Below are 14,857 nucleotides of genomic sequence, written 5' to 3'. Positions count from 1 at the left end.
CCCGGCGGCCCATGTGACGGCGCACCAGGCGAACTTGCGTGACGACGTGGCAGGCATCACGCCCGATATCACGCCCGACGTCGCCGTGTGTGCTTGAGCGTGACGCCACATCAGCTTCCGGGCGCGACGCACGACGCCCTGCCCGTCGGGCGGCTGTTCCGGCTCGCCCGGCATCGACAACCGCGCCACTCACACCACCCGCACCGCCCACACCACCCCGTACGCCCGCGGAGGAACCCACCATGACGACCGAGCCGCCGGACGGCGCGCACGGCCCGCGTCCCTTGGACCGGCGCTCGCCGCTGCCCCTGTGGGCACAGCTCTTCACCGATCTGCGCCGTCGGATGGAAGCCGGCGCGTTCCGCGCGGAGTTCCCGGCCGAGCACCGGCTGACCGGCGAGTACGAGGTCAGCCGGCACACGGTCCGCGAGGCACTGCGCAAACTGCGCGCCGACGGTCTGGTGATCGCCGAGCGCGGACGCACCAGCCGGCTGGACACCCGTCGCATACAGCAGCCGCTGGGCTCCCTCTACAGCCTCTTCCGCGAGCTGGAGGGCCGGGGTGTGGAGCAGCGCAGCGAGGTGCTGCGACTGGAGCGGACCACGGAGGGGACGGTCGCCGGGCATCTGGGGCTGGTTCCGGATACGCCGCTGGTCGTACTGGAGCGGCTGCGGCTCGCGGACGGCGAACCGCTCGCCCACGACACCGCGTATCTGCCCGCCGAGATCGCCGAGCCGCTGCTGGACGCCGACTTCGGGCACACCTCGCTCTACGGAGAGCTGACGCGCCGCTGCGGGGTGAAGGTCACCGGCGGCCGGGAGCGGATCCAGCCGTTCCTGCCGGACGTCCGGCAGGCGTGGCTGCTGGGGCTGGCCGACCGGGAGGCGGCGTTCACCATCGAGCGGCTGGGGCGGGCCGGGGAGCGGCCGGTGGAGTGGCGCGAGACGGTGGTCCGCGGCGACCGGTTCTCCTTCGTCGCGGAGTGGTCCGACCGGAACCCGGCCGTCGCCCTCGCGCCGCGTGCCTCATGTCCGTCCTCATAGCCGCCGCGGCGCTGTCGTGCGGACTGCTGATCGGTCTGCTGCTGGGCGCGCTCGGCGGCGGCGGTTCGGTGCTGGCGGTGCCCGCGCTGGTCTATCTGCTGGGGCAGTCGCCGCACGAGGCGACCGCGGGCGCGCTGATCGTCGTCACGGTCGGCTCGGTGACCGGGCTGGTCAGCCATGCCCGTGGCGGGCGGGTCCGGTGGGCGGCCGGTACGGCGTTCGGGGCGCTGGGTACGGCCGGCAGCTACCTCGGCTCCCGGTGGAGCGCGGCGCTGGACCCCGCGGTGCTGATGGCGGCGTTCGCGGGGCTGCTGCTCGTGGTGGCGGCGATGCTGGTGTCACGGGGGCTGCGCGAGTGGCGAGCGGCGGCCGGTGCCCGTCCCTTACAGGTGGCCCCTGCGACGGCCTCCTCAGGAGATCCGGGGGAGGAGGAAGCCGTTCCCTTACGTGATACTCCGCAGCCGCCCGCGTCTCTTCGCCGCTCGCCGGGCCCCGCGCCCTTAGGGGACGCCCCGGAGCCCTCGCCCAAACGGGGCGCCCCGAGTCCGGCCCCTACGGCTCCCTCCGCAGACCGGGCCGCCGGCCCCTCTCACCCCACGGGCCCCACGGGAACCGGCCCCACGGGGGCCCCTCCCACGGACACACATCCCGCGGGAACCCATCCCGCGGCCTCACATCCCGAGGACACTCGCCCCGCGAGCCCCCATCCCGCCGGCCCCCGGCCCGCAGGCTCTCGGCCCGCAGGATCCCGGCCCGCCCGCCCCCTCCGGTTCGCCCTGACCGCCTCCGCCGTCGGGCTGCTCACCGGCTTCTTCGGGGTCGGCGGCGGCTTTGTCGTGGTACCGGCGCTCACCCTGGTCCTGGGCCTGGAGATGCCGGTCGCCATCGGCACCTCCCTCCTCGTCATACTCCTCAACTCCCTTACGGCGCTGGGCACCAGGGCCGGCACCGGGGCACTGGACTGGCCGGTACTGGCGGGCTTCGCGGCCTGCGCGGCGGTCGGCAGCCACCTCGGCAACCGCCTCACCACCCGTCTGCGCCCGCACACCCTGGCCACGGCCTTCGCCTGCCTCGTCACCGTCCTCGCCCTCTCCATGGCGGTCACCGCCCTGCCCCGCCTCTGGTCGCCCTGACGCCCTCGGCCCCAGGGCCAACCACCCGCCACGCACCCCACTCCCCACGCCCCACTCACAGGAGGAAGCACATGGCCCCCGCACCCGCCACCCCGTCCCACCACCAGGTCCTCATCGTCGGCGGCGGCACCGCAGGCATCACCGTCGCCGCCCGGCTGCGCCGCGCCGGCGTCCGGGACATCGCCCTGCTGGAGCCGTCGGAGACGCACTGGTACCAGCCGCTGTGGACGCTGGTCGGCGGCGGCCAGGCCCCGCTGCGCGCCGCGCTGCGCACCGAGGCGGAGGTCATCCCGCCCGGCGTGCGCTGGCTGCGCGAGCGCGCCACCGCCGTCGACCCGGCCGCCCGTACGGTCACCACCGCCTCCGGCCGGGTCCTCTCCTACGGGCGGCTGGTGCTCGCCCCCGGCCTGCAGCTCGACTGGGACGGCGTGCCCGGTCTGGCCCCGGCCCTCGGTCACGGCGGGGTGAGCAGCAACTACCGGCCCGATCTCGCCCCGCTCACCTGGGATCTGATCCGCCGGATGCGCAGCGGGACGGCCGTGTTCACCATGCCGTCCGGGCCGGTGAAGTGCGGCGGTGCCCCGCAGAAGATCGCGTATCTGGCGGCCGACCACTGGCGCAAGCGCGGTGTGCTGGGCGCGATCCGCACCATCCTGGTGCTCCCGGAGCCGGCGATGTTCAAGGTGCCGGTGTTCTCCCGGGCGCTGACGGAGACGGCCCGGCGGTACGGCATCGAGGTGCGGCTGAGTTCCGAGATGACCCGGCTCGACGGCACGGCGCGCGAGGCAGTGATCACCGATCACACCACCGGCAAGGACGAGACCGTCCGCTACGACCTGCTGCACGCCGTACCGCCGCAGCGCGCCCCCGAGTGGCTGGCCGACGGCCCGCTGGCCGACCCCGACTCCCCGTTCGGGTACGTCAAGGCCGACCGGGAAACCCTCCAGCACCCCGACTTCCCCGACGTATTCGTGCTCGGCGACGTCGCCAACCTCCCGACGTCCAAAACGGGCGCCGCGATCCGCAAGCAGGCGCCGGTCGTCGTCGCCAACCTCCTCGCCGGTCTGCGCGGGCGCCCCGCCACCGCCCGCTACGACGGCTACACCTCCTGCCCCCTGGTCACCGCCCGGCACAAGATGCTGCTCGCCGAGTTCGACTACGACCTGCAGCCCACCCCCTCGATCCCCTTCATCGACACCACCCGGGAACGCACCGACATGTGGTTCCTCAAGCGCTACGGACTGCCGCAGCTCTACTTCAAGGGGATGCTCAAGGGTCTGGCCTAGGGGCAGCGGCGCGGCGGCCCATCCCCTAAGGCCGCCGCGCCACGTTCTGTCCTACGCCGCTTCTGTCCTACACCGCTTCTGCCCTACGCCGCCGCTGTCTCCCCCACCACACACCCCACGTTGTCCGGCGCCCCCGCCTCGCGGGCGAGCCGGATCAGGTCCCGTACGGCCTGGTCGGGACCGTCGGCCGTGGTCAGCACGGTCTGGATCGTCTCGGCCGGCACCACCGAGGTCAGGCCGTCGGTGCACAGCAGATAGCGCTCCCCGGGCCGGGCCTCCAGCAGGTCCAGGTCAGGGGCGAACGCGGTGCCGCCCTCCAGCGACCGCAGCAGCAGTGCGCGCTGGGGGTGCGACGAGGCCTCCTCGGGGGTGAGGCGGCCCTCGTCGACCAGCGACTGGACCACGCTGTGGTCGTGGGTGATGCGGAAGAGGCCGGAGTCACGCAGGACGTAGGCGCGCGAGTCCCCGATGTGCAGCAGCGCCAGCTGGGAGCCGTTGCGCAGCAGCGCGGTGAGGGTGCTGCCGGAGGCCTCGTTTGCCGACGGGGCGGCGCGGTGGGCGCGCCGGGCCGCCTCCTCCAGGACGGCGGGCAGGTCCGCCGAGGCCAGATCCCGGTGCTCCAGGTCCTTGAGCGCTTCGATCGCGGCCGTCGCGGCGGGGCCACCCCGGGGGCCGTAGCCGTCGGCCACCGCCAGCAGCCGCAGTCCCGCGTAGGCGGCGTCCTGCTGGGCCGGACGCACCAGTCCCTGATCGGTCAGGGCGGCGCAGCGCATCGTCACAGGGGTCAGCGGTTCGGTCATGACGGTGTCCTTCCTGGACAGCTGGTCGACGAGGAAGGCGGCCAGGTCCCGGCGGGCGGCGGTGTCGGCCTCGACCTGCGTCCAGTACGCGGCGACCGCCCCGGCTGCCGCGTCCGGCGCCAGTTCGCACACCTCGCGGATGCGGGCCAGCGGCATACCGAGCCGGCGCAGCCAGGCCACCAGCCGGGCCCGCTCCAGCTGGGCCGGGGCGTAGTGGCGGTAGCCGCTTCGCGGGTCGACGCGCTCCGGGGTGAGCAGGCCGAGCTCGTCGTAGAGCCGCAGCGCCTTCGGCGAGAGTCGGCATGCCCGGGCGAACGCCCCGATGGTCAGCAGCTCACCGTCCCCGCAGGACGCGTCCCCCGTTCCTCCGGCCACCCGGGGGTCCGCCCCTCGGCCGGCCCGCCGGTCCGCCCCTCGGTCCACCCGTCCGCCCTCCTCGTACCAGGCGCTTCGCCCGGTACGGCCGATGCTGGGGCTTCCCCCAAGGACAAGGTCAAACGCGTATCGCCGCCCCGTCCCGGCCGGTCCGGCTGTCCGCCGCCTCCGCCGGGTCCGTGCCCGTGCCCGCGCGGGACAGCTGGTTGAGTGCCGCGGCGGTCAGCGCCTGGACGCCCATGGTGAGGGTCGGCCGGACCACCGGGACGAAGTGCGGCGAATGGTTGGAGGGGATGTCCTGCGCCAGCCTCCCGGCGGCCAGGGCCGTTTGGAACTCCTCCGGGTCCCAGCCGCCCAGCCACCAGTAGTAGAGCGGTGCCCCGGCGGCGCTGGCCAGCAGTCCGGCGTCCTCGCTGCCGGTCGTCGGCTCGTAGGCGAACACCCGCTGCTCACCGAAGAGTCCGGCGAACTGCTCGTTGACCTGACGCAGGGTCGTGGCGTCGTTGACGGTGGCGGGGAAGGCGTCCAGGACCTCGGTCTCGGGCGCCCGGTCGGCGCCGGAGGCGGTGGCCTCGGCGCGCGCGATGCGGTCGATGGCGGCCAGTACGGCAGCGCGCACCGTCTCGTCGAAGGTGCGCACGCTCAGCCGTACGACGGCCCGGTCGGGGATGACATTGGCGGTGTCGCCGGCCTGGAAGGAGCCGACGCTGACCACCGCCCGGTCCGCCGGCGCGACCTCGCGGGCCACCACGGACTGCACCCGCTGCACAAAGGCCGCCGCCATCAGGATCGGGTCGACGGTGGTCTCGGGCCGGGAGCCGTGGCCGCCGGTGCCGTGGAAGGTGATCTCCAGGCTGTCGGCGGCGGCCATACAGGGTCCGGGGCAGTACGCGATCAGCCCGGCGCTGAAGGGGGCGACATGCTGGGCCAGCACCACATCGGGCGTGGGCACCAGACCCTTGGTGTAGAGGCCGGCGTCGAGCATGGCTCGGGCACCGCTGCCGACCTCCTCGGCGGGCTGGAAGAGCACGACCAGCGTGCCGGACCAGCGGTCGCGCGCCGCCGCGAGCAGGTCGGCGGCGCCCAGCAGACAGGTCACATGGACGTCGTGCCCGCAGGCGTGCATCCGGCCGGGGACCGTGGAGGCGTAGTCCAGGCCGGAGTTCTCGGTGACGGGCAGCGCGTCCATGTCGGCGCGCAGCAGGACCACGGGCCCCGGGCCGTTGCGCAACACGCCGACGACGCCGGTTTCGGCGATGCCGGTGGTGACGTCATAGCCGCAGCCGGTCAGCCGGCGGGCGGCCTCGGCGGCCGTACGGGTCTCCTGGAAGCCGAGTTCGGGGTGGCGGTGCAGGTCTTCGTAGAGGGCCACGAGGTCCGCGAGGCGGTCGTCGAGCGGGGCCAGGACGGCGGCGGAGCCGTCACTGTGCTCGGCGTCATCGGTCGGGCCGGTCATGCCTGTCGTGTCGCTGTCGCTCATACATGCATTCGACCATGGATCACCGCCCCGCACCCGGGCGTCGGCCCTCACCCGTCCCGGATCCGTCCCGTAGGGGCACTCCGCCCCGCCCTGGCCGGACTTCGCGGGTGCCGCCGCGCCCGATCGTGACACCGGAGCCCGTGACTGCAACCGTGGATCACCCTGCCTGTGGCCGGGACCAGCACGCCCAAGCCGACGACTGGAGGCCGACGTTGGCCAGTTCCCCCACCCCACCGACCGGCGAGCCCCGCGACCTCACGGCGCATCTGATGGAACAGGCCATGGGCCATTTCTTCTCCGCCGCCCTGCGCACCGCGGCGCACCACCGCATCGCCGACCACCTCGCCGCGGGCCCGCGCACCCCCGAGCAGCTGGCCGCCGCCACCGGCACCCACGCCCCGCACCTGCACCGCGTCCTGCGCTATCTCGCCACCCGCGGCTTCTTCCGGGAGGACACCACGGGCGCCTACCACCTGACGCCGGCCGCCGTCCCCCTGCGCACCGACGTCCCCGACTCGCTGCACCCGGCCGTCATGATGGCGACCGACGAGCTGTTCCTGCGGACCTCGGCCGCCCTCCCGGAGGCCGTACGACACGACGGCGCGTCCTTCGAACGGCTCTTCGGGGCGCCCCTCTTCGAACATCTGACGACGGATCCGGCCACCCGGCGGGTCTTCGACGAAGGCATGTCCTCCGTGTCCGCCCCGGTCGACGCGGCGGTGGCCGACGTGTACCCGTTCCCCGCCGTGGGCACGGTCGTGGACGTCGGCGGCGGCCGCGGCGGGCTGCTGCGCGCCGCGCTGCGCCGCCACCCGCAACTGACCGGTGTGCTCTTCGACCAGGCGCCCCCGCTGGCCCACCACCTCCTGGAGGGCGACGAGTTGAAGGGCCGCTGGCGCACCCAGGAGGGCGATTTCTTCGCGTCCGTGCCGGAGGGCGGCGATGTCTATGTCCTCAAGCACGTCCTGCACGACTGGCCGGACGACGCCTGCCTGCGCATCCTGCGCTCCTGCCGCCGGGCGATGGCGGCGCGACGCCGGCTGCTGGTCATCGATGCCGTACTGCCGCCGGGCAACGCCCCGCACTTCGGCAAGACCCTGGACGTCACGATGATGGCGGTGGTCGACGGGCGGGAGCGGACCGCGGAGGAGTTCGCCACCCTGCTGTCGGCCGGCGGCTTCCGGCTGACACGGGTGCTGCCCACACCGGCCTTCCCCTCGATCGTGGAGGCGGTCGCCGAGTAGCCCACGGGGCACACGCACGCGCCACGGCACCGCACGACACTGCACCCCGCGCCCCCGCCATGCCCCGCCGCGCCGCGCCGCGACACGCCGCCGCACCCAACTCCTCGGAGGCACACCGACACGCCGCACCCGCCCCCTCCCGCCACGGACGGCGCGACACGACACGCCGCACCCGCTCCCTCACGGACGGCCCGACACGCCGCGCCCCGCTCCCCTCAGGGGCGGCATCGCCCGCCCGCGCTGTACTGATGCCTGGCGTGCCGGGCCGCACCGGCCGAGGAGAGGAGCTGACGTGCCGGTCCTCATGCGGGCGCGCCGCCGCGACGAGCCGCACCGCACCGCCACCCCGTTGGAGCTCTTCTTCGACCTGTGTTTCGTCGTGGCGATCGCCCAGGCCGGGCAGCAACTGGCCCATGCGCTCGCCGAGGGGCACCCGGGACACGGCATCTCCGGCTACCTGATGCTCTTCTTCGCCATCTGGTGGGCCTGGATGAACTTCAGCTGGTTCGCCTCGGCGTACGACACCGACGACCCGCTCTACCGCGTGGTGACCCTCCTCCAGATGGCAGGGGTACTGATCCTGGCCGCCGGCGTGCCGCGCGCCTTCGTCCACGGCGACTTCACGGTCGTCTGGTGCGGGTATCTGGTGATGCGGCTGGCCATGGTCACCCAGTGGCTGCGGGTCGCGCACGCCTGCCGGGGTGCCGAGCGGCGCACCGCACTGCGCTACGCCCTGGGGGTGACGGTGTGCCAGGTCGGCTGGCTGGGCCTGCTCGCGCTGCCCGGGGAGGACGTCCCCCGGGTGTTCGCCGTCGTGGCGCTTCTGGAGCTGGCCGTCCCCGCACTGGCCGAGCGGGCGCGGCAGACGGCCTGGCATCCCCATCACATCGCCGAGCGCTACGGCCTGTTCACCCTCATCGTGCTGGGCGAGACGGTCGCAGCGGCCACCGTCGCCGTGCAGTCGGCGCTGGACGCGCAGGACGAGCTCAGCGTCCTGCTGCCGATCGCGGGCGGCGGACTGCTCCTGGTCTTCGCCGCGTACTGGATCTACTTCGCGGTCCCCATCCACCGTCACCTGCGCTCGAACCGGCAGGCGTTCCTGTGGGGCTACGGCCACTACCTGGTGTTCGGTTCGGCGGCCGCGGTGGGCGCGGGCATCGAGATCGCGGTGGAGGAGGCGTTCGGCAGGTCGCAGCTGTCGGCGTTCGCTGCGGCCGGGTGTGTCACGGTGCCGGCCGCCCTGTTCATGCTGACGGTGTGGTTGATCCACTCCCGCCACCACAAGCGCGGCGCGGCGCAGCAGCTGGTGCTGCCGGTGTCCTCGCTCCTGGTCCTGGCATGCACCTTCGCCGGGCACCGGGCGGTTCTGGCGGCCGGGCTGGTGGCATCCGGCACGGTGGCGGCCGGCGTGTTGCTCACATCCCGTCAGGGCGCCGCACCGGTGGAGTAGAAGCGCCCGCCACGTCACCCGTCTCGGCGAGCGCCCCGGCACGGATCTCGGCAAGCGGGCCCGCACGGGCCTCCCGGCGCTCCCGCAGACCTGCCTCCCGCTCCCCCATAAGCGTGCCGAACGGCCGTGCAAACCTCCGCAACCACCCTGATCCCGCATCAGATTCGGCCATCTTCGACTCCTCCACCTGAGGGGCCCCCTCACCAGCGGAGCCCCCGGCGCCGACCTTGCCCCATACCCCGTCAATTACCCACCAATGGGTCCCACTTCCCGCCACTTGGCGCCCTTGTTCCCCACTGTTCACCAGGGTCAGCGGAGGCGCGTCGAGTCTGAAGCGGTAGGGTGCAGATTGCCCTTTTTATGACAGGGGCGCCCTGGGGAAGAGCCGCAAAAGCCCCGGGGACCGACCGCCGTCCGCACCTGAGGAGACGCCAGCCATGGCCCGCCACGCTCAGTCCCGCGCGCGGACGAGACTGTCCCGGCGCAGCAAGGCCGTGGGCGGCCTCGCCCTCTCCACGCTGGTCGGCACGGCCCTGTGGGCGTGGCCCGCGTCGGGCGACGACCACAGCAGCGCGACCGACGCCAAGAGCACCACGTCCTCGACGGCTTCCGGTCCGGACACGCCACGCGTCCCCGTGTCCGCCGCGAAATCCGCCCCGAACGCCGCACCGAATCCCCCCGCGGGCCGTCCCATCCCGGGCCTCAGCGACGCCGCCCGGAAGCGCATACCGGCCGACTCCCGGCAGGCGCTGGTCGTCACGGGCAAGGGCATGGACTCCTTCGAGTCCCGTGTCGTCCTCTACACCCGCGAGGAGGGTTCCGACGACTGGGAGCCGGGCCCCACCTGGTCCGCGCACAACGCCGCGCACGGCTGGACGGACGACCACCGCTACGGCGATCTGCGCTCCCCCATCGGTGTCTTCTCCCTCACGGACGCGGGCGGCCTGCTGGCCGCCCCCGGGGACACCAAACTCCCCTACGACCACAACAACAGCTTTGTCGCCGACGGCACCGGAGTGGAGGGCGAACCGCTGGCCGGCGCCTTCGACTACGTCATCGCCATCAACTACAACCGGGATCCCGGCACCTCTCCCCTGGACCAGCATCGTCCGCTGGGCGACGCCAAGGGCGGCGGCGTCTGGCTGCATGTGGACCACGACGGCCCCACCCAGGGCTGTGTGAGCCTCAAGCCCAAGGTGATGCAGGAACTGCTGCGCACCCTCGACCCCGACCTGCACCCGGTCATCGTGATGGGACCGGCCGGCTACCGCCCGCCCGTCGATGACTGAGCCGCTGCCGATGTCCGAGCCCCCGCCGCACCCGGCGGGGCCGCAGGACGCGCTGACCGATGTCCTCGGCCTCCGGGTCGGCCACGCCCAGCGGACCGGGGACGGATACCTCACCGGCACCACCGTCGTCCTGGCCCCCGAGGGCGGCGCCGTCGCGGCCGTCGACGTACGCGGCGGGGGCCCCGGCACCCGGGAGACCGACGCGCTCGACCCGCGCAACCTCGTCCAGCGCATCGAGGCGGTCGTGCTGACCGGCGGCAGTGCCTTCGGTCTTGACGCGGCGTCCGGTGTCGCCGGCTGGCTGGAGGAGCGGGGGCGCGGTTTCCGCGTCGGCCCCGACCCCGCGCAGGTCGTACCGGTCGTGCCGGCCGCGGCCCTCTTCGACCTGGGGCGCGGCGGCGACTGGCGGGCCCGCCCGGACGCCGCGCTGGGCCGGGCGGCGGTCGCGGCCGCGGCGGACACCGGACCCGGCGCCCCGGTCGCCCAGGGCAATACGGGCGCCGGCACGGGCGCGGTGGCCGGCGGCCTCAAGGGCGGCATCGGCACCGCGAGCGTGGTCCTCCCCTCGGGCGCGACCGTCGCCGCGCTGGCCGCCGTCAACGCCGCGGGCTCCTTCGCCGACCCGCGCACCGGCGCCCTCTACGGCCGACTGGACGAAGGCCCGGCGGCCCTGCCCTCCCCCGACGTGCACGCCGCCGCGGCACGCCGGCTCGCCGAGGCCAGGGAGATATCCCGGGCCCGCTCGGCCGCATCCGTCCGCCCGCCGCTGAACACCACCCTCGCCGTGGTCGCCACGGACGCCACCCTCACCCGCGCCCAGGCCCTCAAGCTCGCCGGCACCGCCCACGACGGGCTGGCCCGCGCCATCCGCCCCGTCCATCTGCTGTCCGACGGCGACACGGTCTTCGCCCTGTCCACCGCGGCACGCCCGCTCTCCCCCGAAGCGGCCCACGCCGAGGCGGCATTCGACGTCCACGCCGAGGCCGGGGCCCTCAACCAGATCCTGTCCGCCGGCGCGGACGTCCTGACCCGCGCCGTGGTCCGGGCCGCCCGGGAAGCGGAAACGGTGGACGGCCCCGGCGGGGTCTTCCTGTCGTACCGAGACCTCTACGGGGCGGGCTGATCCCCTACGGGACGGTCAGATCCCCTACGGGACAGTCAGATCCCTTACGGGACGGCCTGACCTCTCAGGTCCCCTACGCCCCGGGTCACACCCCCACCGCCCCCAGCACCGACCCCGCGGCATACGTCACCCCCATCGCCACGGCGCCACCGCCCACATTCCGCAGCACCGCCCGCCCCACGGGTGCGGCCCCCAGCCGGGCGCTGCTCCAGCCGCACAGCGCCAGCGCCGCCAGCACCGCGACCACCGTGATCCACAACCGGTGCGCGGCCGGCGGCAGCACGATCGCGAGCAACGGCAGCAACGCCCCTGCCGTGAACGCGAGGAAACTCGCCCCCGCCGCATGCCAGGGATTGGTGAGCTCATCGGGATCGATCCCCAGCTCCACCTCGGCATGGGCACGCAGCGCGTCATGCTCGGTGAGCTGCTCGGCGACCTCACGGGCCAGTTGCCCGTCCAGCCCCTTCCCCTCCAACATCTCCGTCAGTTCGATGAGTTCAGCCTGCGGCTCGGTGGCCAGTTCCCGCTTCTCCTGGGCGAGCGCGGCCTTCTCCGAATCCCGCTGGGTGGAGACCGATACGTATTCGCCGGCCGCCATCGACATGGACCCGGCCAGCAGTCCGGCCAGTCCCGCCGTCAGCAGCGCGCCACGGGAATCGGTGGCTCCGGCCACTCCGACCACGAGTCCGGCGGTGGAGACGATGCCGTCATTGGCACCAAGTACCGCCGCCCGCAGCCAGTTGAGCCGGCTGCCGAGCCCGCCGCCGTGCGCCTCGTCGTGCTCCGGTGTCTGCACAGTCATCGGCAGAGCATGGCATCCACACCGGCTGCACCTCCCCCGACGCCACCGCCCCGCCCCGAACGGGCCGGTGGTAGAAACGGCTTATGTCCGCACCACCCCCCTCCCCGCCTCCCCAGCCGCCACCGCCCACACTCGTCCAGCCGGCTCCGCGGGGGCCGGCACCGCGCCGCCGACTGTGGTGGCACCAGCTGATATTCGGGCTCTGGTACCGCCCGGTGGAGGTGCTGGACCAGGCACGGGACCGCAGTGCCTGGAGCGCCGCGGTGCTGCTGTCGTTGATCAGCGGCGGCATCGGGGTGCTGTCGGTGGACGCGTTCCACACCCAGTGGGCGGTCGACCACGCCGCGGCGCTGAAGCTCCTCGGGCTGGGCGAGGCGGGCGTGCTGGCCGCCAGCCTCGCGCTGGGCTCGGTCGCCCACGCCATCGCCCGGACGCTCGGCGGCATAGGCCGCTTCGCGCCCACGGCAAGCCTGTTCATCGTGCTCTTCTGGGTGACGGATCTGCCGCGGATGGCGATAGCCGCCTGGCTGCCGACGGATGCCACCTTCGTCCAGGCCGCGACCTGGACGACCTGGGGGTTCGGCTACGTCCTTGCCGTACTGCTGATACGCGGCCAGCACCATCTGTCGACGTGGAAGTCGGCGGCGGCGGTATCGGTGCAGATGCTGACCGCGCTGGCCCTGCTGCGGCTGGGGCCGGTGCACTGAGGCCGTGCCCGGAGAGCGATTGCGTACCGAGACCGGTGCGTACCGGGCCCGCGGTCGGGCCCGGCGTCGGTTACCCGGTCAACTCCGGCTGGTCAGCTGCCGTACGAGACCCTCGAACGCCGCGCGCTCGGCGGCGCTCAGCTCCACGCACTCCGACGGCGGGCCGGCCGGCCCGGTCTGCCGCGGCACGGAACCGAGCAGCCCCGGCTGTGCGGGCAGCCCACCGGGGGAGGGCGGGGCGAAGCGCCCGCGCGGCGCGTACCGTGCCCGCATTTCCCGCTGATCACGCCACATGGCCGACTCGTACCGCCCGCGACGCAGCAGTCTGGCCAGCCCGACGACCCAGACGATGGACACAGCCAGCAACACGCCGAGGCCGATCTGCTGCAGAATCGAAGCGGAGGGGAGCATGCGGTCCTCCCGGACGGGTGAGGCGCTGGGGCAGAGCCAGTAGACACCACGCGCCAGGCGGTCCAACAGGGGATCTTGGGACTTAAGTCCTGAAGTGACGCATCTCCTATGACATTTCGCTACATTCCCGTCACAGCGCGGCACATCGCCCGCACAAGAAGCCATCCAAGACCGCCCAAGAGGCCACCACGGCAGGGAGCACGCCGCCCGGTTGGCCACCCCGGAGGCTTCCCTCCGGCGAAGGCCGTCGCGGACGATGACGGCACTTCGTCCGCGACGTGAGGAGTACGCACGTGCCGCAGCCGCAGCCGCACCGGCCGCAGGCCCCGCCGCCCACCGGCGCCGACGCGCACACCGAGAACGCCACGAACACCGCCAAGGCCACCAACGCCACCAACGCCACCGGCACGGAAGCCGGAGGCGCGGAAACCCGCGAGCCGCCCGCCCGCGCCCTGGAGGGCGTCCTCGTCGCGGACTTCAGCCGGGTGCTGGCCGGCCCGCTGGCCGCCGCGACGCTCGCCGACCTCGGCGCCGAGGTGATCAAGGTGGAGCGGCCCGGCACCGGCGACGACACCCGCGCCTGGGGCCCGCCGTTCGCCGTGGACTCCGCCTCCGAGGGCCCGGCGGAGAGCAGAGACGGAGCGCGGCGGAGCAGGACGGCCGCGTACTTCGACGCCGCGAACCGCTCCAAGCACGGCCTGACCCTGGACCTCGGCGACCCGGACGACGCGGCCGCGGCCCGTGAGCTGGCGCGCCGGGCCGATGTACTGATCGAGAACTTCCGCCCCGGCTCGCTCGCCGCCTACGGCCTGGACCACACCGCCACCCGCGCCGCCAACCCCGGACTGGTGCACTGCACCATCACCGGCTTCGGCTCCGGCGCCGGCGCCGCGCTGCCCGGCTACGACTTCGTGGTGCAGGCGGTCGGAGGACTGATGAGCATCACCGGCGAGCCCGGCGGGCCGCCCCTGAAGGCAGGTGTCGCCCTGGTCGACGTTCTGACCGCAAAGGACGCCGTCACCGGCATCCTCGCCGCACTCCGCCACCGCGACCGCACCGGCCAAGGACAGTTGGTGGAAGTGAATCTGCTCTCTTCCCTGCTGGGCTCGCTGGTGAACCAGGCCTCCGGTTATCTGGCCACCGGCCACGATCCGGGCCCGATGGGCAACCGCCATCCGAGCATCGCTCCGTACGAGACGCTGGCCTGCCGGGACGGGCAGCCGCTCGCGGTGGCCGTGGGGAACGACCGTCAATTCCGGTCGCTGACGGAGGTGCTGGGCGCACCGGAGCTCGCCGAAGACGTCCGGTTCGCCCACAATCAAGACCGGGTACAAAACCGTCCAGATCTCATCAAAGCACTGGAAAACCTCCTGGCCGCCGACACCCCGCAGGCCTGGGCCGAGCGGCTGACCCCGGCCGCGGTGCCCTGCGGTCCGGTCAACAGCCTCTCCCAGGCCCTGGAGTTGGCGGACCGGCTGGGTCTCGATCCGGTAGCCTCCGTCGGCGAGGGCCGCACCCCCCAAGTCACCAGCCCACTCCGCCTTTCGGCCACGCCGGTGACCCAACCCTCCGCTCCACCCCGCCTGGACGAACATGGCGCGGCACTGCGAACCTGGCTATCGGGACCGGCCGACCAACCCCTCCCTTTGCATTTGTGACCTTCGTCACAACCGGGCCCCACCCGCAACCGAAATTGCCCGTAGGTGCTGTTTAC

The 14,857-nt window shown here is 73.5% G+C and carries 13 protein-coding genes; 9 read left to right on the top strand and 4 right to left on the bottom strand.

Translation table 11 applies throughout. The annotated features are described in order from the left end of the window. The first annotated feature begins 242 nt into the window (after positions 1–242). The 3 genes from D9V36_RS26130 to D9V36_RS26120 all read left to right on the top strand — a co-directional run bounded on the left by D9V36_RS26130 (position 243) and on the right by D9V36_RS26120 (position 3,462). Positions 243–1,043, top strand: coding sequence for a GntR family transcriptional regulator (locus D9V36_RS26130; protein ID WP_129295889.1), 801 nt, complete (start codon positions 243–245; stop codon positions 1,041–1,043). Further along, a complete protein-coding gene (locus D9V36_RS26125) occupies positions 1,028–2,176 on the top strand; it encodes a sulfite exporter TauE/SafE family protein (RefSeq protein WP_129295888.1) in 1,149 nt (382 codons plus the stop codon). Before D9V36_RS26130 ends, D9V36_RS26125 begins: the two co-directional genes overlap by 16 nt. Positions 2,177–2,247: 71 nt before the next feature. Next, positions 2,248–3,462 carry an NAD(P)/FAD-dependent oxidoreductase gene (locus D9V36_RS26120; protein WP_129295887.1) on the top strand — a complete coding sequence of 405 codons (1,215 nt, stop codon included), beginning with the start codon at positions 2,248–2,250 and terminating at the stop codon, positions 3,460–3,462. Positions 3,463–3,545: 83 nt separating this feature from the next. Here the strand turns inward: D9V36_RS26120 and D9V36_RS26115 are convergent, their stop codons facing one another. Beyond that, a complete protein-coding gene (locus tag D9V36_RS26115) occupies positions 3,546–4,595 on the bottom strand; it encodes a MerR family transcriptional regulator (protein ID WP_129298698.1) in 1,050 nt (349 codons plus the stop codon). A gap of 160 nt (positions 4,596–4,755) precedes the next feature. Beyond that, complete coding sequence (locus D9V36_RS26110; protein WP_241721040.1) at positions 4,756–6,117, bottom strand: amidohydrolase; 1,362 nt, start codon at positions 6,115–6,117, stop codon at positions 4,756–4,758. 212 nt (positions 6,118–6,329) lie between these two features. On the opposite strand from D9V36_RS26110, the gene D9V36_RS26105 reads away from it, so the two are divergent. From D9V36_RS26105 to D9V36_RS26090, 4 genes are all read left to right on the top strand, one after another. Next, positions 6,330–7,361: a methyltransferase gene (locus D9V36_RS26105; protein ID WP_129295886.1), complete on the top strand. Its 1,032-nt coding sequence runs from the start codon at positions 6,330–6,332 to the stop codon at positions 7,359–7,361. A 292-nt stretch (positions 7,362–7,653) separates the two neighbouring features. Continuing rightward, positions 7,654–8,811, top strand: coding sequence for a low temperature requirement protein A (locus D9V36_RS26100; RefSeq protein WP_129295885.1), 1,158 nt, complete (start codon positions 7,654–7,656; stop codon positions 8,809–8,811). Between the two features lie 437 nt (positions 8,812–9,248). Next, positions 9,249–10,100 carry a hypothetical protein gene (locus D9V36_RS26095; protein WP_129295884.1) on the top strand — a complete coding sequence of 284 codons (852 nt, stop codon included), beginning with the start codon at positions 9,249–9,251 and terminating at the stop codon, positions 10,098–10,100. Further along, positions 10,093–11,223 carry a P1 family peptidase gene (locus D9V36_RS26090; RefSeq protein WP_241721039.1) on the top strand — a complete coding sequence of 377 codons (1,131 nt, stop codon included), beginning with the start codon at positions 10,093–10,095 and terminating at the stop codon, positions 11,221–11,223. Before D9V36_RS26095 ends, D9V36_RS26090 begins: the two co-directional genes overlap by 8 nt. Before the next feature lie 85 nt (positions 11,224–11,308). Here D9V36_RS26090 and D9V36_RS26085 read toward each other — a convergent pair whose 3' ends face one another. Next, on the bottom strand, positions 11,309–12,025 hold the full coding sequence (locus D9V36_RS26085) for a VIT1/CCC1 transporter family protein (protein ID WP_129295883.1): 717 nt from the start codon (positions 12,023–12,025) through the stop codon (positions 11,309–11,311). Positions 12,026–12,108: 83 nt separating this feature from the next. Between D9V36_RS26085 and D9V36_RS26080 the strand changes: the two genes are divergently transcribed. Next, positions 12,109–12,732: a hypothetical protein gene (locus D9V36_RS26080; protein ID WP_241721038.1), complete on the top strand. Its 624-nt coding sequence runs from the start codon at positions 12,109–12,111 to the stop codon at positions 12,730–12,732. Between the two features lie 78 nt (positions 12,733–12,810). Here D9V36_RS26080 and D9V36_RS26075 read toward each other — a convergent pair whose 3' ends face one another. Beyond that, positions 12,811–13,143, bottom strand: coding sequence for a hypothetical protein (locus D9V36_RS26075; RefSeq protein ID WP_129295882.1), 333 nt, complete (start codon positions 13,141–13,143; stop codon positions 12,811–12,813). Positions 13,144–13,595: 452 nt separating this feature from the next. Between D9V36_RS26075 and D9V36_RS26070 the strand changes: the two genes are divergently transcribed. After that, on the top strand, positions 13,596–14,801 hold the full coding sequence (locus D9V36_RS26070) for a CaiB/BaiF CoA transferase family protein (protein ID WP_129298695.1): 1,206 nt from the start codon (positions 13,596–13,598) through the stop codon (positions 14,799–14,801). The last annotated feature ends 56 nt before the right edge of the window (positions 14,802–14,857 follow it).

The organism is Streptomyces lydicus, from assembly GCF_004125265.1.
In the GTDB taxonomy this organism is placed as follows: domain Bacteria; phylum Actinomycetota; class Actinomycetes; order Streptomycetales; family Streptomycetaceae; genus Streptomyces; species Streptomyces lydicus_C.
Note: the sequence above shows the minus strand (reverse complement) of the source record. Positions and strands in the feature narration are given on the sequence as shown.

Coding starts and splice junctions, on each gene's coding strand:
- D9V36_RS26090 (WP_241721039.1), top strand. CDS start 10,093: ATGACTGAGCCGCTGCCGATGTCCGAGCCCCCGCCGCACCCGGCGGGG.
- D9V36_RS26120 (WP_129295887.1), top strand. CDS start 2,248: ATGGCCCCCGCACCCGCCACCCCGTCCCACCACCAGGTCCTCATCGTC.
- D9V36_RS26080 (WP_241721038.1), top strand. CDS start 12,109: ATGTCCGCACCACCCCCCTCCCCGCCTCCCCAGCCGCCACCGCCCACA.
- D9V36_RS26130 (WP_129295889.1), top strand. CDS start 243: ATGACGACCGAGCCGCCGGACGGCGCGCACGGCCCGCGTCCCTTGGAC.
- D9V36_RS26075 (WP_129295882.1), bottom strand. CDS start 13,143: ATGCTCCCCTCCGCTTCGATTCTGCAGCAGATCGGCCTCGGCGTGTTG.
- D9V36_RS26095 (WP_129295884.1), top strand. CDS start 9,249: ATGGCCCGCCACGCTCAGTCCCGCGCGCGGACGAGACTGTCCCGGCGC.
- D9V36_RS26125 (WP_129295888.1), top strand. CDS start 1,028: ATGTCCGTCCTCATAGCCGCCGCGGCGCTGTCGTGCGGACTGCTGATC.
- D9V36_RS26110 (WP_241721040.1), bottom strand. CDS start 6,117: ATGAGCGACAGCGACACGACAGGCATGACCGGCCCGACCGATGACGCC.
- D9V36_RS26085 (WP_129295883.1), bottom strand. CDS start 12,025: ATGACTGTGCAGACACCGGAGCACGACGAGGCGCACGGCGGCGGGCTC.